Below are 16530 nucleotides of genomic sequence, written 5' to 3' on the forward strand. Positions count from 1 at the left end.
CCAGTGCAGGAGGCAAGATGAGCAGCAAGTCACTGGATTGGGGTATCGATCTTGGCGGTACCAAGTGTGAATGCGTGGTGCTGGATGGTGACGAGGTGCTGCTGCGCCACCGCATCCCCACCGAGCGGGCTGGCGGTTATGAGCACATGATCGGCCAGATCGCCAAGCTGGTAGCTGAGTGCGCCGAGAAGATTGGTCAACGCCCGACCGTCATCGGCATGGGCACGCCGGGGGCGCGGGATCCGCAGACCGGTCTGATGAAGAACTGCAACACCACCGAGCTCAACGGCAAGCCGTTCAAGGATGATCTGGAGCGCAAGCTGGGCGTGCCGGTGCTGATCGCCAACGACGCCAACTGCTTCGCGCTGGCAGAAACCCATCTCGGCGCAGTGCGCCAGCACCATCCCGATGCGAAAGTGGTGTTCGGCATCATCATGGGCACCGGGGTCGGCTCCGGCATCGTCATCAACGGCCGCATTCTCAATGGTCATCACGGCATCGCCGGTGAGTGGGGCCACAATGTGCTTTCCCCTGATGGCCCCGAGTGCTACTGCGGCAAGCGCGGCTGCGTCGAGACGCTGATCAGCGGTCCGGCGCTGGAGGCCTGGTACGAGGCCAAGGCCAAGCGCCACCTCTCGCTCGCCCAAATCGCGGCCGCCACGGCTCACGATCATGTGGCCAAGCTCACCATCGACCGGCTGCATCTGCTGTTTGGTCAGGCGCTGGCCAACGTGGTCAACATTCTCGACCCGGATGTGATCGTCATCGGTGGCGGGGTTGGTAACGTGCAGAGCCTCTACAGCGTGGGACGGCAGACTATTTTGCCCTTCCTCTTTAATCCCCGTTTCAGTGCCCCCATTATTGCTCCAGCCCTGGGTGACAGTGCCGGGGTGTTCGGGGCGGCCCTGCTGGCCCGCGGTGAATTCAAGGATGCCCTGCTGTCGTGAGCCGGGCCCGGGCAGCCGGTCGGCTGCTCTTTTCTCTAGCCCCTGCGCTAGCAAATCTGTGGTAAGGAACTGGCTGCCAGATGATCAAGATTGCCATCAACGGTTACGGACGGATCGGCCGCAATGTACTGCGAGCCCTCTATGAAAGCGGGCGCGACAAGACCATCAAGATCGTCGCCATCAACGAGCTGGCGGCCCCCGAAGCCATGGTGCACCTGACCCGTTACGATACCAGTCACGGTCGCTTCCACCATCCGGTGCAACTGGCGGGTAACAGCATGCTGGTGGGGGAGGATCTCATCTCCCTGTTTGCCGAGCGGGATCCGTCAAAGCTGCCGTGGCGGGCGCTGGGGGTGGACGTGGTGCTCGATTGCACCGGGGTATTCGGCTCGCGGGCCGATGCCGAGCTGCATCTGGCGGCGGGGGCGGGCAAGGTGCTCTTCTCCCACCCGGCGGATGCCGATGTGGATGCCACCGTGGTCTACGGGGTCAACCATCATACCCTCACCGGAGCGGAGCGGATCGTCTCCAACGCCTCCTGTACCACCAACTGCGTGGTGCCGGTGATTGAAACATTGCATCGAGAATTCGAGATAAATTGTGGTACTATTACGACAATTCATTCGGCCATGCATGATCAGCAAGTCATCGATGCCTACCACAGTGACTTGCGCCGAACCCGCGCTGCCAGTCAGTCCATCATTCCGGTGGATACCAAGCTGGCAAAGGGGCTGGAGCGTATCCTGCCCCACTTCGCCGGCAAGTTCGAGGCGATCGCGGTGCGGGTGCCGACCATCAATGTAACAGCGATGGATCTGAGTATTACTGTTCGTAAAAAAGTGACAGTTAGTGACGTAAATCAAGCCCTGCAACGGGCATCCAGAGGTACATTACACGGTATTCTGGATTACACGGAAGAACCGCTGGTCTCCGTAGACTTCAATCATGATGCACACTCCTGCATCATTGATGGTACCCAGACCCGGGTGAGCGATGCCAACCTCGTCAAGATGTTGATGTGGTGCGATAACGAATGGGGCTTCGCAAACCGGATGCTGGATACCACCCGGGCCATGATGGCCGCAGGCTGAGCCTGCCCCGGGCGAAAGGTTACTGTTTTTAACATTACCTGGAAAATATAGAGGACTGAATATGTCTGTTATCAAGATGACTGACCTGGATCTGGCAGGTAAACGCGTTCTGATCCGTGCTGACCTGAACGTACCGGTAAAAGACGGCAAGGTCACCTCCGATGCACGTATCGTTGCGACTCTGCCGACCATCAAGCTGGCTCTGGAAAAGGGCGCCAAGCTGATGATCACCTCCCACCTGGGTCGTCCGACCGAGGGTGAATACAACGAAGAATTCTCCCTGGCTCCGGTTGTCAACTATCTGAAAGACGCTCTGTCCTGCCCGGTTCGCCTGGCCAAGGATTACCTGGATGGCGTAGAAGTCGCTGCCGGTGAGCTGGTTGTGCTGGAAAACTGCCGCTTCAACAAAGGCGAGAAGAAGAACACCGAAGAGCTGGCCAAAAAATACGCCGCCCTGTGTGACGTCTTTGTAATGGATGCGTTCGGCACCGCTCACCGCGCCGAAGGTTCCACCTACGGTGTTGCCCAGTTCGCTCCGGTCGCTTGTGCCGGCCCGCTGCTGGCTGGTGAACTGGAAGCGCTGGGCAAAGCCATGCTGAAGCCCGAGCGCCCGATGGTTGCCATCGTTGGCGGCTCCAAGGTCTCCACCAAGCTGACCGTTCTGGAATCCCTCTCCAAAATCGCTGACCAGCTGGTTGTCGGTGGTGGCATCGCCAACACCTTCATCGCTGCTGCCGGTCACAACGTCGGCAAGTCCCTGTGCGAGCACGATCTGATCGACACCGCCAAGAAACTGGCTGCCGAGACCAACATTCCTGTGACCACCGACGTGGTTGTAGGTGCCGAGTTCTCCGAGTCCACTCCGGCCACCATCAAGTCTGTTAACGATGTGACCGACGGCGACATGATCTTCGACATCGGCCCGGATTCTGCCAAGGCTCTGGCTGACATCATCATGAACGCCAAGACCATCCTGTGGAACGGCCCGGTTGGTGTGTTCGAGTTCGACCAGTTCGCTGAAGGCACCAAGGTTATCGCTGAAGCCATCGCTGCTTCTCCGGCCTTCTCCATCGCTGGCGGTGGTGACACCCTGGCTGCCATCGACAAGTTCGGCATCGCTGACAAAGTCTCCTACATCTCCACTGGCGGCGGCGCCTTCCTGGAGTTCGTAGAAGGCAAGGTACTGCCGGCTGTTGCGATTCTGGAACAGCGCGCTAAAGCCTAATTGACCCGGAACGGGGGGCAAAAGCCTCCCGTTTCGTTTATCATGTGCCCGCTGTGCCGGTTCATGATGAACCCCCCATTTTTTATTAACGGCATACGAGACAGGACGATTAAACATGTCTAAGAAAATTTTCGACTTCGTAAAACCCGGCGTGATCACTGGTGATGACGTTCAGAAAGTGTTCGCCATCGCTAAAGAGAACGGCTTTGCTCTGCCGGCCGTAAACTGCGTTGGTACCGACTCCGTTAACGCCGTACTGGAAGCTGCCGCCAAGGTTAAAGCGCCGGTTATCGTTCAGTTCTCCAACGGTGGTGCCGTGTTCACCGCCGGTAAGGGTCTGAAGCTGGAAGGTCAGAAAGCTGCCATCCTGGGTGCCATCTCTGGTGCCAAGCACGTTCACGCTGTTGCCGAAGCCTACGGCGTGCCGGTAATCCTGCACACCGACCACGCTGCCAAGAAGCTGCTGCCGTGGATCGACGGTCTGCTGGAAGCGGGCGAGAAGCACTTTGCTGAAACCGGCAAGCCGCTGTTCTCCTCCCACATGCTGGATCTGTCCGAAGAGTCTCTGGAAGAGAACATCGACATCTGCTGCGAGTACCTGACCCGCATGGCCAAGATGAACATGACTCTGGAGCTGGAACTGGGTTGCACCGGTGGCGAAGAAGACGGCGTCGACAACAGCCACATGGATCAGTCCGCTCTGTACACCCAGCCGGAAGATGTTGCCTACGCTTACGAGCGTCTGTCCAAGATCAGCCCGCGTTTCACCATCGCAGCCTCCTTCGGCAACGTACACGGTGTATACAAGCCGGGTAACGTCAAACTGACCCCGTCCATTCTGGACGCTTCCCAGAAGTACGTTTCCGAGAAGTTCGGCGTTCCAGCCAAGTCTCTGGACTTCGTATTCCACGGTGGTTCAGGTTCCACTCTGGAAGAGATCCGCGAGTCCATCTCCTACGGCGTAGTGAAGATGAACATCGACACCGACACCCAGTGGGCAACTTGGGAAGGTCTGCTGAACTTCTACAAGAAGAACGAAGCTTACCTGCAAGGCCAGCTGGGCAACCCGGAAGGCGCCGACAAGCCGAACAAGAAGTACTACGATCCGCGCGTATGGCTGCGTGAAGGTCAGACTTCCATGATCGCTCGTCTGGAGAAAGCATTCTCCGACCTGAACGCCATCGACGTACTGTAATTCGTTACAGCACCTTGATTGCATGAAAAGGCGCCCTTCGGGGCGCCTTTTGCATTTCTGTGATCCGCACAGGTTGGTGAGTGGAGGAGGAACTGGGTATTATCGAAACAACTTTGCTTATTTTATTAAACAATTTGCAACCAAGGCAGGATGCTGAGTATGCAGGCAGGAAAGCACAACGGATATCAGGAGCACGTCGCCTCCTACTACGCGGCCACCCGTAACGACCCGCAACAGTGGCCCGAGCTGGAGGGGGAGCACAAGGCTGACGTCTGCATTATCGGCGGCGGTTTTACTGGCCTCAACACCGCCATCAATCTGGCTGATGCGGGCTACAAGGTGGTGCTGCTGGAGGCCAACCGCATCGGCTGGGGGGCGTCGGGGCGCAACGGCGGTCAGCTTATTCGCGGTATCGGCCACGATACCAGCCAGTTTGCCCGCTGGATTGGTGAGGATGGGGTGCGCGAACTCGACCTGATGGGGCTGGAGGCGGTGCAGCTGGTGCGCGAGCGGGTCGAACGCTTCAATATCGACTGCGATCTTACCTGGGGCTACTGCGACCTCGCGACCCGTCAGCGTCATCTGGCCGGCTTCGAAGAGGAGCTCGACCATCTGGCGAGTCTGGGGTATGAGCACGAGTTGAAGCTGGTGCCGCGTGAAGATATCCATAGCGTGGTGGGGTCGGATCGCTATATCGGCGGCCTCATCGACATGGGCTCCGGCCATCTCCATCCCCTCAATCTGGCGCTCGGCGAGGCACGTGCCGCCGCCAGCCTCGGGGTCTCCCTGTTTGAACACTCCAGAGTGACCCATATCGAGTACGGCAAGCAGGTGGAGGTGACCACCGCCCACGGCCGGGTCACTGCCGATTATCTGGTGATCGGCTGCAACGCCTATCTCAACGACCTCAATCCGGAGCTGGGGGGGCGGGTGCTGCCGGCCGGCTCCTATATCCTCGCCACCGAGGTGCTCGATCGCCGCTTGCGCCAGCGCCTGCTGCCGCAAAACATGGCGGTATGCGATCAGAACGTGGCCCTCGACTACTACCGCCTCTCAGCCGACGGTCGCCTGCTGTTTGGCGGCGCTTGCAACTACTCCGGCCGGGATCCCCGAGATATCAAGGCCTTCATGCTACCCAAGTTGTTGCGGGTATTCCCCGAGCTGGCTGGCACCGCCATCGAGTTTCAGTGGGGCGGCATGATCGGGATCGGCGCCAACCGGCTGCCGCAGATTGGTCGCTTGAAGGAACACCCCAACGTGCTCTACGCCCAGGCCTATTCGGGTCACGGCCTCAACGCCACTCATATGGCGGGCAAGCTGGTGGCCGAGGCGATCTGCGGCGAGAGCCGGGGTTTCGATCTCTTTGCCAGCGTGCCCCATATCACCTTCCCCGGCGGCCCGGCGCTGCGCTCTCCGTTGCTGGCTTTGGGTATGCTGTGGCACCGGATGAAGGATATCCTCTGACTCCGATTGTCAGCCTGTGCAGTGCTGGCTGAACGAAGCCCCCTTGCCAGCCCTTGTTTATAGCGGGTTGGCACTATCGTTCCGCCCGATAGACCAAAAGATGCATTCGCGCCAATCTCGTCCGATTGGCGCTATCTTTTAGGTGTGAGAGCGGTTATCTGCCAAGGGGTTGTCAGATTGCCGCAATATTCGCCGAGAAAGGGCCGAAGACGGGGGGAGGAGGACCAAGATGGAGATAAATGTAGTCGCGTCAGGCGGGCTGAGCCCGCTGTCGCAACGGCAGGGTTCTCCCGCTGTGCAGGCACAGGAGCGGGCTGCAACTTCACCATCAACGGGCAGTGACAGCCTGGTGCGCGACCTTGGCGCTGTGCTGGATGAGCTAGGGCTGTCATCCCAAGGGGAGAGCAGCGGCGGTGGCACTGTTTCAATCAGGGATTCGCTGGAAGCGTTCATCAACACCATGATGGGCGCCCTGCAACAGCAGCAGGAGCAACAGTTGGCATTGCAGCAACAACAGCGGCAAGAGCAGGAACAGCGCAAACTCGCCATCGCCGACAGCAGCGAAAACCCGCTCAAACGGGATCTGGAGCGCCTGCTGGAGAAGCTGGATCAGCAGGGCGGACAGGGAAAAGAGAGCGAGCAAGGGGCCGAAAGCGAAGCGGTGAACCCCTTGCAGAGCCAGCTGACCAAGCTGCTGGAGAGCAGTGGAGCGGCAGAGAGCGGGGTCACCCTCAAGGAGGTGCTGTCAGGGTTGGCCAGCAAGCTGCCGAACGAACCTGCAGAGCGAAAAGGGTATCGGGTCGATACCCAGGTTTGAGCTGGTTGGCAACGGCAGCCTCGCCGTTGCAGAGCATAAGGGGCGGAAAGCGCTTTATTGGGCCGGTTCCGCCAGCCGCCACCCCTGTTCGTCCTTCATCATCCACACCTCGGCCTCTTGTGGCAGCACCTGGCCCGCCTCGAACTCGCCATATTTGCGCTCGAGCTCCATCAGCCCCATCTCCTGCTGGAAGGGGCCAACCCGGTCGTAGACCAGATCCTCGTCGTGCAACACCTGCAACTGATCGAGTCCCTGCTTGAAGTGGAGCTGGTAACTTACCTTGACCAGATAGACCCCCTCCATCCGCTCCTCCTTGCCGAGGATGGTGAAGTCGCTGATATCGAACAGGTTGGCGTCTGTCTCGGCCAGCAACTTAGCGGTAACTTGGCTCCGGATATCCTCTTCACCGGGCCCTGCACTGCAGCCATAAAGCCAGAGGGCTAGCAGGGGGATGAACCACTTTTTCATCAAAACTCCGGACGGGCGAGACAATCGAAGGGCAAATTCTGCCATGCTGCCGGTCATATACAAGGGATTGCCAGAAAAATCAGTGAAGGCTGCCCCCTGTCTGTCTACAGGGGCGCCGTTGGTCAGCGTAGCTGATCGAGCCTGCCCAGAAACTCCGCCGGTCCCATAAAACCGGTGACCCGCTGCCCTGTCAGCTCCTTGCCCTCGCGGTCGAAGAAGATCAGGGTCGGCAGGCCCAGCACATTGAGGGTATTGAGCAGCTCGATATCGGCATCGTCGTTGGCGGTGACATCCGCCTGCAGCAGCACCATCTGGCCGAAGCGCGCCCTCACCGCCGGGTCGCTGAAGGTCTTGTGCTCGAACTCCTTGCAGGCGACGCACCAGTCGGCGTAGAGGTCAAGCAGCACCGGCTTGCCGCGGGCGGCGGCCAGCTGCACCTTGAGATCATCCAGCGTCTTGATGCGGATAAACTGCGGCGCCGTTTGACCGGCATCCGCCGTGATGGCAGCAGGGGTGGCCGGTTGCAGCAGATCCTTGCCCACTACCACGGCGCTGATCATCGCCAGCAACAGCACGAAGCCGCGTACGCTCTTGGCCACCGAGTGGGGCTGGTGCTGGTTGTGGTGATAGAGATAGCCGCACAGCAGCAGCCCCCAGCCGAGCCAGGCGAGAGTGGCAATCTGATCGCTCCAGAGCCGTGACAGCAGCAGGATCGGCACCGCCAGCAGGGCAAAGCCAAACAGCTGCTTGATCACATCCATCCAGGCGCCTGCTTTGGGCAGCAGCTTGCCACCCGAGGTGCCGAGCAGCAGCAGCGGTAGCCCCATCCCCAGTGACAGCGCATAGAGCGCCGCCCCGCCGAGCCAGAGATCGCCGCTCTGGGCCACGTAGATCAGCGCCCCCGAGAGCGGCGCCGTGGTGCAGGGGGAGCAGACCAGCCCAGAGATCATCCCCATGATGGCAACCCCGACTACCGAGCCCCCCTGCTGGCGGTTGGATAGGCCGGAGAGACGGGTTTGCAAACTGCTCGGCAGTTGCAGGGTATAGAGTCCGAACATGGAGAGGGCCAGTAGCACGAACATCACCGAGAGGGCGATCAGCACATAGGGGTGTTGCAGCGCCGCCTGGAATTTCAGACCCGCCGAGGCCACTACCAGTCCGAGCAGGGTGTAGGTGACAGCCATCCCCTGCACATAGACAAAGGAGAGCAGGAAGGCGCGACCGGTGGAGAGGCGATGGCCGGCACCGGCGATGATGCCGGTCAGGATTGGGTACATGGGGAAGACGCAGGGGGTGAAGGCGAGCCCCAGCCCCAGTGCGAAGAAGGCGACGATGCTGAGCCAGAACCCCTGATTGCCGAGGGCTGCGGCCAGCTGATCTTGCTGGCTAACCGGTGCGACGCTTTGTGCCGTATCAGCAGTGGACGCTGTGGTTGCCGTGACCAGCGGGGCCACGTCGATCAGCTTGTCGGTCGGCGGGTAGCAGAGGCCGTCGGTGCAGCCCTGATAGCGCACCCGAAGGGTGGCGCCGTCGCCCACTTCTTTGAGCTGCACCGCGATGCTCACCTGCTGGTAGTAGACCCGGGTCTTGCCGAAGAAGTCATCCTCGTGCTCGGTGCCTTCCGGCAGGGTCGGCTCGCTGAAGGTGAGGTTGTTCCCCTTGAAGCGCAGGCTGTGGCGATAGAGGTAGTAATCGTCAGCGATGTGGAGGGTCAGCAGCAGCTGATCGCCACGCTGTTCGCTCTCGATCTGAAAGGCCTCATCGACCTGTAAAAATTTGGGTTTGGCGTTGGCCTCAATGCCCAGCGAGCTGAGCAGATCGGCGCCGCTGGCGTGGGCTGGGGAGCTGCCCACCGCTGTCATCAGCAGGGCGCAGAGCAGCAGCAGGGGAGAGAGCAAGCGAGTGAATGTCATGCGGTCTCCCCATTGAGCCAGTCGAGATAGGCGGGTAGTCCGGCACTCACCGGCAGGGCCAGCAGCTCGGGCACCTCATAGGGGTGATGGGCTTGAATACATGCCTGCAGCTCGGCAAAGAGTGGCTGGCGAGATTTGATGATGAGCTGGATCTCGGTGGCGCGCTCCACCTTGCCTTGCCAGCGATAGACGGAGGTGATGCCCGGCAGTTGATTGATGCAGGCGGCCAGCCGCTGGTTCAGCAGCTGTTCGCAGAGAAGGTCGGCACTGGTTTGATCTGGGCAGGTGCAGAGCACCACAATGGCGTCGGTCATAAAGCGGATCTTCACCTCGTTGGGGTAAACCGGGCAGGCGCCCTTGCCGTCTCATCCCTTTCTGCGGATGAAGGTGAAAAAAGCGCCTGAAAATCAGCGGCTACTATACCCCAGAGCCGCTTCAAATAGCATCTGTAGCCATTTGTGAGCCAGCGCCAAAAATTTGTGGGGGGCATGAGATAGACGCTGTCATGGGGACAGGGCAGAATGAGCGGGCTTGTTCCCAATTGACGTAAGGAAATGTATGACCCAACAGAATGAGCAGCAGAGAAACCGCATGTTGAGCCTGCTGCGCGAAGGTGAGCGCCGCATGTTGGTTCAATTGGCCGGGCTGCTGCGCACGACCGCCGATGAAATCAATGCCGAGCTGGAGAAAGAGGAGCTGATGGCCACCCTGGAGCAGCCCATCACGGTGGAGTATCTCAACGGCGTGGTGCAGCACCATCTGTTCGAGCGCAAACACAAGGGAGATATGGCGGTTGCCCAGCAGATCCTGAGCGATTATCAGAGCGAGCTGGAAGCGCTGCAGACCGCTCAGGCCCAGCCTGAAGAGGCTGTTGCAACTGACGAGAGCGGCGAAGAATTCAAGGCCCAGGCCCAGGCCTGAGCGACGGGCAGGCCTGAATCCTTACCTCTGAATCAGCCGGCCTGCCAGCGCTGATCCCTCTTGCGGCCCCATCATGTCTGCCATGGTGGGGCCGTGTCGTTTCTTCTGTTGCCTTCTCTTGTTGACCTTCGCTTCTCGGTTCCGGCCCAATCGATTTGCGCCTTAGCGCGCCTCTTGGGGCATGCCGTGCGGCACTTCGCGGGGGATGGGGAACACCTTGTCATAGCCCCAGTTGTAGACGAAGGCATAGATCAGGTAGAAGACGACGAAGCCCAGATCCAGCACCAGCGCCTCCAGCATGCTGACGCTCAGCCACCAGGACATGACCGGCAGCGCGACGATCAGCAGACCGCCCTCAAAGCCGAAGGTATGCAGCACCCGTTGCCACAGGGTCTTGTGGGTATGGCCCTGATATTTCAGCAGCAGCTTGTCGACCCCGATGTTGTAGATGTAGTTCCAGACGGTGGCCAGCACCGAGAAGAACAGTGCCAGCGGGCCCATATGGTTGAGCCCGACCCCGGTAACCCAGCTGGCCAGCGGGGCGGCAATCAGCAGGCCAATGAATTCAAAGCCAATGGCATGGCGCAGGCGATCGTTACGGGTACGCATAAGTCACTCTCTCAATCAGATTTATTCACGGATTGCTGGTTAATCTATAGATCTTTAGCGATAGATTCATGTTGGTATCCATCGCTAAAATAGATGGATGAGAGAGCTTGCCGGAGGGCCATAAGATGACGCCATCACTGGAACAACTGAGGATCTTGCTGGCGGCCGCCGAAACCGGCTCGTTTTCCGCTGCCGCCCGCAAGCTGGGCAAGGCGCAGTCGGTGGTGAGCAGCGCCATCGCCAATCTGGAGATCGATCTGGCGCTCACCCTGTTTGACCGCAGCGGCCGCTATCCGCAGCTGACGGAGGCGGGGGCCCGCATGGTGCAGGAGGCGGGGATCCTGCTGGCGCAGAGTGAACGATTGCAATCTATTGCCGGGGAGCTGGCGGCCGGGGTGGAGACGCGGCTCACTCTGGCCATCGATGATGACTCCCACCTACCCTGGCTCGGCACCCTGCTGGAGGAATTCGCCACTCGTTACCCGACCGTGGAGCTGGAGCTGCTCTTCCCGCTGATGGAAGATGTGACCGAGATGCTGGTGACAGGTCGGGCCCAGCTCGGCATCAGTTATCAGAAGGTGCATCCCCAGCGGGAGATTGTCGCCCATTCGCTGGGGGAGGTGACCATGCCGCTGGTGGTGTCACCGGATCATCCGCTGGCCCGCAAGCAGCCGCTGCGGGAGGTCGATCTGCAGGGGGCACGTCAGCTGATGGTGACCGGCCGACGTGAAGGGAGCGAGCGCCAGCGTTTTCGCATCTCGGCTCAGGTGTGGTGGGTCGAGGGGGATCTCGGGGTGCTGGAGCTGGTCAAGCGGGGCCTTGGCTGGTCCGCCATCCCGGAATTTCTGCTGCATCAGCCGCTGGCTCGCGGCGAAGTGGTGGTGCTGGAGCCGGACTTTATCGCCAGCCACGCGCTGGCGCTGGAGTTGCAGTGGCATCGCGCCCGCCCGCTGGGGCAGGCGGGGCGCTGGCTGAAGGAGGCACTGCTGGCGCGGGTGCCTCGCTAGCCGACCTTACTCGGTCAGGGCGTAAGGCAAGGGTTGCAGGGTGAGGCGGGAGCCTTCGTCCTGCTTGAGGCGGAATTGGGCGTCAGCCTCGGTATCTTTTGGTAGCACGGCGGTGAGCCACACCTGCCCGGCCTGTTGCCAGGCGTTGAGCACCATGCCGCTGCGACGCCAGTTGTCACCCAGTTGCAGCTCCAGGGTATCGCCGCTGGCAACTGGCTCGCCGGTAGTCCCCGCCAGCAGGAACAGGGCGCGGTTGTTGGCGCCGCGATACTTGGCGCGGGCCACCGTCTCCTGCCCCATGTAGCAGCCCTTGTTGAAGCTGATGCCGTCCAGTGCCTGCAGGTTGAGCATCTGCGGGATGAACTCCCCCTGATGCACCGCTTCCATGTGTGGCAGGCCCGCCTTGATCTCGAGCCCCCACCAGAGTGACTCGTCACCTTGCGGCAGGGCGTCGGCTTGCTGATTGCTTACCAGCAGCCAGCGATCCTGCTCAATCTTCACCGCCATGCCGCCGTCGATAAGACCGCTCTGCAGAAGGCCAAATTGCGCGGCGATCCAGCCATCGCTGCCCGTACCGGCGATCCCGGTAGCGTGACGCTCATCGGCGGTGATCTCGACCTTGGAGAAAACGGCAAATTTCTTCAGCTCCGGCAGTTGGCGCTCCAGCACCGAAGAGCTGGTCAGCAGCAGCAGGCTGTCGTCGAGGCAGAGCAGGCGGAAATTGCTCCACAGCTTGCCCTTGGGATCACAGTGGCCGCCCGGGGTCTGTTGCCCTGGTTGCAGGGCGTTGACATCACAGGTGACCTGACCTTGCAGATATTTGACGCGATCCTGGCCGCTGATACGGGTGATGGCCAGCTTGGTCAGGGGGAAGCGGGTCGGCTCGGCAGGAAAAACAGGTGGTTGCAGGCTCACGATGGTATTCCAGAGAGAAAGTATGTGAGCTGCATGGTAAAGACGTAACTAATGTTTGTCAGCCGGAAAATCCAGCTGGTACCATCCCCCGGTCTTTGTAAGGAGAGTGCCATGTTGAGCCCAGTTGAAAAATCCCGCCTGAAGTGGGCCTGCCGTCGCGGTATGCTCGAGCTGGATGTGATCTTTATGCCCTTTTTCGAACACGAGTTCGACTCCCTGAGCGAAGCCGATCAGCAGACCTTTATCCGCCTGCTGGCGAGCGACGATCCGGATCTGTTCAAATGGTGCATGGGTCATGGTGTCCCTGCCGATCCCGCATTTGCCGTCATGATCCCGATGATCCTGGAGCGCAATCAGGCGCGCCACGACCGCCAGGGGTAATACCGTGGAGCGGGTGATCATGACGGTTCACCCCTCCCGCCATCAGCAATGTTTGCTGGTGGCCCTCTTTCTGTTGCTGCTCTGGCCGGTGGCTGGCCTGATTGCCGGTTGGCAGTGGGCGCTGTTGCTGCCCGTCTGGCTGGCGGCGCTCTGGTTGAGCTGGCGGGCGCTCGCCGAGCCCCCGTTCGAGCTTGTCTGGGATGGTCAGTGGCTACAGTGGCAAGGTTGCCGCTATCAGCTCGGCAAGAAAAGCCGTATTTTGCCCGGCGTGCTCAGGCTGGCGCTTTGCCCCGAGCCGGAAGGCTCTGAATCGGCGTCGCCACGGCAACTGTGGCTCTTCTCCGACGCCCTTCCCCCCGAACATTACCGCCTGCTGGCGCGAGCCATCCACTTTCTGCCGTCCCGGCGCTGACGCCTGTTTTCCGTGATGACCATGCGCTGATTTACCGCGATAAGCTGCTGCGATGCGGCTGGCGGCACTCTTTTTGTGGCTGAAAAGCGGTTGAAAACAAGTGACCCCGCCGGGGCGGGGTCACTGATTGCTGTAACGCTTGGCTGGAAGGGGATTAATCCCGCTCCGGGGTCAGCACGGTTGGCTTTGAGTCCGGCAGCATATCCGGATAATCCAGGTTGTAGTGCAGGCCGCGAGACTCCTTGCGCTGCAGGGCGCAGTTGACGATAAGCTCGGCCACCTGCAGCAGGTTGCGCAGCTCCAGCAGGTTGTTGGAGACGCGGAAGTTGGCGTAGTACTCCTGCACCTCCTGCTTGAGCAGGTCGATGCGGCGCTTGGCGCGGGCCAGGCGCTTGTTGGTACGTACTATCCCCACGTAGTCCCACATCATCAACCGCAGCTCGTGCCAGTTGTGCTGGATCACCACCAGTTCGTCGGAATCTTCCACTTTGCTCTCGTCCCATACCGGCAGGCGCGGCGGCTCCACACTCATCGGCAGCTTGGCCAGAATGTCGGCCCCCGCCTGATGGGCATAGACCACGCATTCCAGCAGGGAGTTGGAGGCCATGCGGTTGGCACCGTGCAGCCCGGTGTAGGTCACTTCACCGATGGCGTAGAGGCCGGGAATATCGGTCTGGCCGTTGCTGTCGATCATCACGCCGCCACAGGTGTAGTGGGCGGCTGGGACGATGGGCATCGGTTCCTTGGTGATGTCGATACCGACCGCAAGGCAGCGCTCATAAATGGTCGGGAAGTGCTTGATGATGAAATCGGCCGGTTTGTGGCTGATATCCAGATACATGCAATCCGCCCCGAGCCGCTTCATCTCGTGGTCGATGGCGCGGGCGACGATATCCCGCGGCGCCAGCTCAGCCCGCTCGTCAAACTCCGGCATAAAGCGGCTGCCGTCCGGGCGGCGCAGATAGGCCCCCTCGCCACGCAGTGCTTCGGTCAGCAGGAAGTTGGGATCATCCGGGTGGAACAGGCTGGTGGGGTGGAACTGGTTGAACTCCAGGTTCGCCACCCGGCAGCCGGCCCGCCACGCCATGGCGATGCCATCGCCAGAGCTCACATCGGGGTTGGAGGTGTACTGGTAGACCTTGGAAGCACCGCCGGTGGCCAGTGCCACGAAGCGGGCGCGGATCACCTCGACCTGCTCGGCGTTGCGGTTCCAGACGTAGGCGCCCAGCACCTTGTTGCCCGGCAGGTTGAGCTTGCGGGTGGTGATGAGGTCGACCGCGTTGAAGCGCTCCATCAACTGGATATTGGGGTGGGCACGAACCTGATCGATCAGGGTGAGCTGCACCGCCTTGCCGGTGGCATCTGCCGCGTGGAAGATGCGGCGATGGCTGTGGCCCCCTTCCCGGGTGAGGTGGTACTGGGACTCGCCGTCGGCGTTCTCCTCCTGATCGAAGGGGACCCCTTGCTGAATGAGCCACTGGATGGACTCGCGGGCGTGGCGGGCGGTGAACTCCACCACGGCCGGGTCACACAACCCGGCGCCCGCGTTGAGCGTGTCGCTCACGTGGGATTCGATGCTGTCGGTTTCGTCGAAAACGGCAGCGATGCCTCCTTGCGCATAGAAAGTGGCCCCTTCACTGATGGGCCCCTTGCTCAGAACCAGGACTTTGGCGTGGTCTGCCAATCGCAACGCGAGGGACAAACCAGCGGCACCGCTGCCAATGATCAGTACATCGCAAAGGTATTCAACACTTGCTTTCATAAGTATCATTGGCCTGGATTAAGAACTGGCACCATGGTAGCCCAAGCGAGGGCGAGGATGCAGCCTGCATCACATTTTTTTCAATTGAAGCGAACTTTCTCTGATTCTCCCTGTCTGAACTTGTGCGCTTAGGAAGGGCCGGAAAAGAAAAACGATAACCTGATGGGGGTTTTACGGCTCTGATGAGCGACCAGAATCTACTGGACGAACAGCTGGTTGAACGGGTCCAGCGCGGCGATAAAGCAGCTTTCAACCTGTTGGTAAAAAAATACCAGCATAAGGTGGTCAACCTGGTTGCCAGGTATGTCAACAATCCCGGTGATGTGCCCGATGTGGCGCAAGAGGCCTTTATAAAAGCCTACCGTGCATTGCCGACATTCCGTGGCGAAAGTGCTTTTTACACCTGGTTGTACCGAATTGCCGTGAACACGGCGAAGAATTATCTCACCTCCCAGGGGCGCAGGCCGCCCAGCAGTGATGTGGAGGCTGACGAAGCGGAGTCTTATGGTGGTGGTGAAGCCTTGCAAGAGGTCTCAACCCCTGAAAACCTGGCGCTGACTGACGAGATCAAACGCACCGTGTTTTCAGCCATAGAGGCATTGCCGGAAGACCTGAGGACAGCTATCACCCTCCGCGAACTGGAAGGGCTGAGCTACGAAGAGATTGCCGAAATCATGGATTGCCCTGTGGGTACGGTCAGATCCCGTATCTTCCGGGCGAGGGAAGCAATCGATAAAAAGCTGCAACCTCTGATCGAGAATTAACTGGGGAAAGACGGGTTAACTTATGGCAAATAAAGAGCAAATCTCTGCCCTGATGGATGGTGACCTGAGTGACGCAGAGGTACTGAACGAGCTGGAGATGGACTCCGACTTGCAAGATACCTGGGGTCGTTACCACCTGATCGGCGATGCCATGCGGGGTGACCTGCCGGTCAATCTGCAACTGGATCTCAGTGACAGCATTATGGCTGCGCTGGAGGATGAGCCCACCATACTGGCACCCAAGCCGGTCGAGACGGCTCCCGTGCTGCAACCTGCCGTTGCGCCGGTCAAGACAGATGCCAATGTGGTTCCGTTGTTCCGCCGTGTCGGTCAGCAACTGGGGCAATACGCCATTGCCGCCTCCGTGGCCGCCGCTGTTATCTTCGGAGTGCAGCATTATCAGGGACAGGATGGCGTTCCGGCCAATCCGGTGCTCAATACCATTCCAATCGGTGGCAGCGCGGCGCCTGTGAGCGTCCATTATCCGCAACAGGATGGTGCCCGTGCCCGTCAGCAAGGTCTGACCGAACAGCAGATGCAGGAACAGCGGGAGCGGATCAACGCCTTCCTGCGTGACCACCAGTTGCAACAACGCCTGTTGCAAGACAGGCAGAACCAACAATAACGAGTCGTCAGGGA

General features: G+C 60.2%; 18 protein-coding genes. 12 read left to right on the top strand and 6 right to left on the bottom strand.

Translation table 11 applies throughout. The features are described 5' to 3' along the window. Positions 1–17: 17 nt before the first annotated feature. From G5332_RS19200 to G5332_RS19225, 6 genes are all read left to right on the top strand, one after another. The gene (locus tag G5332_RS19200) at positions 18–947 is read left to right on the top strand and encodes an ROK family protein (RefSeq protein WP_421173171.1); all 930 of its coding nucleotides are present in this window, start codon (positions 18–20) and stop codon (positions 945–947) included. An 80-nt stretch (positions 948–1027) separates the two neighbouring features. Then, complete coding sequence (gene epd, locus G5332_RS19205) at positions 1028–2038, top strand: erythrose-4-phosphate dehydrogenase (protein ID WP_139402656.1); 1011 nt, start codon at positions 1028–1030, stop codon at positions 2036–2038. Between the two features lie 61 nt (positions 2039–2099). Continuing rightward, the gene (locus G5332_RS19210; RefSeq protein ID WP_005340965.1) at positions 2100–3263 is read left to right on the top strand and encodes a phosphoglycerate kinase; all 1164 of its coding nucleotides are present in this window, start codon (positions 2100–2102) and stop codon (positions 3261–3263) included. 115 nt (positions 3264–3378) lie between these two features. After that, the gene (gene fbaA / locus G5332_RS19215; protein ID WP_005340963.1) at positions 3379–4458 is read left to right on the top strand and encodes a class II fructose-bisphosphate aldolase; all 1080 of its coding nucleotides are present in this window, start codon (positions 3379–3381) and stop codon (positions 4456–4458) included. Between the two features lie 159 nt (positions 4459–4617). Beyond that, positions 4618–5922, top strand: a complete 1305-nt coding sequence (locus tag G5332_RS19220) for an NAD(P)/FAD-dependent oxidoreductase (RefSeq protein WP_227342010.1) — start codon at positions 4618–4620, stop codon at positions 5920–5922. 229 nt (positions 5923–6151) lie between these two features. Further along, positions 6152–6739, top strand: a complete 588-nt coding sequence (locus tag G5332_RS19225) for a hypothetical protein (protein ID WP_421311552.1) — start codon at positions 6152–6154, stop codon at positions 6737–6739. Between the two features lie 54 nt (positions 6740–6793). Here G5332_RS19225 and G5332_RS19230 read toward each other — a convergent pair whose 3' ends face one another. The 3 genes from G5332_RS19230 to cutA form a co-directional block, all read right to left on the bottom strand. After that, positions 6794–7207, bottom strand: coding sequence for a hypothetical protein (locus G5332_RS19230; protein WP_058058537.1), 414 nt, complete (start codon positions 7205–7207; stop codon positions 6794–6796). A gap of 122 nt (positions 7208–7329) precedes the next feature. Further along, complete coding sequence (locus tag G5332_RS19235) at positions 7330–9120, bottom strand: protein-disulfide reductase DsbD (RefSeq protein ID WP_421173169.1); 1791 nt, start codon at positions 9118–9120, stop codon at positions 7330–7332. Beyond that, the gene (gene cutA, locus G5332_RS19240) at positions 9117–9434 is read right to left on the bottom strand and encodes a divalent-cation tolerance protein CutA (RefSeq protein ID WP_158111321.1); all 318 of its coding nucleotides are present in this window, start codon (positions 9432–9434) and stop codon (positions 9117–9119) included. The genes G5332_RS19235 and cutA overlap by 4 nt, the downstream gene beginning before the upstream one ends. A 244-nt stretch (positions 9435–9678) precedes the next feature. Here cutA and G5332_RS19245 point away from each other — a divergent pair, with 244 nt between their 5' ends. Beyond that, positions 9679–10041 (top strand): hypothetical protein, encoded by a 363-nt coding sequence (locus G5332_RS19245; protein ID WP_421173168.1) that lies wholly within the window; start codon positions 9679–9681, stop codon positions 10039–10041. Between the two features lie 162 nt (positions 10042–10203). Here G5332_RS19245 and G5332_RS19250 read toward each other — a convergent pair whose 3' ends face one another. Beyond that, the gene (locus tag G5332_RS19250) at positions 10204–10650 is read right to left on the bottom strand and encodes a PACE efflux transporter (protein WP_005335423.1); all 447 of its coding nucleotides are present in this window, start codon (positions 10648–10650) and stop codon (positions 10204–10206) included. Positions 10651–10775: 125 nt separating this feature from the next. Between G5332_RS19250 and G5332_RS19255 the strand changes: the two genes are divergently transcribed. Beyond that, a complete protein-coding gene (locus tag G5332_RS19255; RefSeq protein WP_076494938.1) occupies positions 10776–11657 on the top strand; it encodes a LysR family transcriptional regulator in 882 nt (293 codons plus the stop codon). Positions 11658–11663: 6 nt separating this feature from the next. Here G5332_RS19255 and ygfZ read toward each other — a convergent pair whose 3' ends face one another. Further along, the gene (gene ygfZ, locus G5332_RS19260) at positions 11664–12572 is read right to left on the bottom strand and encodes a tRNA-modifying protein YgfZ (RefSeq protein ID WP_263084571.1); all 909 of its coding nucleotides are present in this window, start codon (positions 12570–12572) and stop codon (positions 11664–11666) included. Positions 12573–12683: 111 nt separating this feature from the next. Here ygfZ and G5332_RS19265 point away from each other — a divergent pair, with 111 nt between their 5' ends. Next, positions 12684–12953 carry a succinate dehydrogenase assembly factor 2 gene (locus G5332_RS19265; protein ID WP_421173167.1) on the top strand — a complete coding sequence of 90 codons (270 nt, stop codon included), beginning with the start codon at positions 12684–12686 and terminating at the stop codon, positions 12951–12953. Between the two features lie 19 nt (positions 12954–12972). Beyond that, a complete protein-coding gene (locus G5332_RS19270) occupies positions 12973–13365 on the top strand; it encodes a protein YgfX (RefSeq protein WP_107683480.1) in 393 nt (130 codons plus the stop codon). A 154-nt stretch (positions 13366–13519) separates the two neighbouring features. On the opposite strand, the gene nadB is transcribed toward G5332_RS19270, so the two are convergent. Continuing rightward, complete coding sequence (gene nadB, locus G5332_RS19275; protein ID WP_421205957.1) at positions 13520–15127, bottom strand: L-aspartate oxidase; 1608 nt, start codon at positions 15125–15127, stop codon at positions 13520–13522. Positions 15128–15309: 182 nt separating this feature from the next. On the opposite strand from nadB, the gene rpoE reads away from it, so the two are divergent. Both rpoE and G5332_RS19285 read left to right on the top strand, forming a co-directional pair. Then, positions 15310–15891 (top strand): RNA polymerase sigma factor RpoE, encoded by a 582-nt coding sequence (gene rpoE, locus G5332_RS19280; RefSeq protein WP_005335411.1) that lies wholly within the window; start codon positions 15310–15312, stop codon positions 15889–15891. 22 nt (positions 15892–15913) lie between these two features. Then, a complete protein-coding gene (locus tag G5332_RS19285; RefSeq protein WP_227342014.1) occupies positions 15914–16516 on the top strand; it encodes an RseA family anti-sigma factor in 603 nt (200 codons plus the stop codon). The last annotated feature ends 14 nt before the right edge of the window (positions 16517–16530 follow it).

The organism is Aeromonas sp. 603757 (assembly GCF_049171255.1).
GTDB classification, from domain to species: Bacteria; Pseudomonadota; Gammaproteobacteria; order Enterobacterales; family Aeromonadaceae; genus Aeromonas; species Aeromonas veronii_A.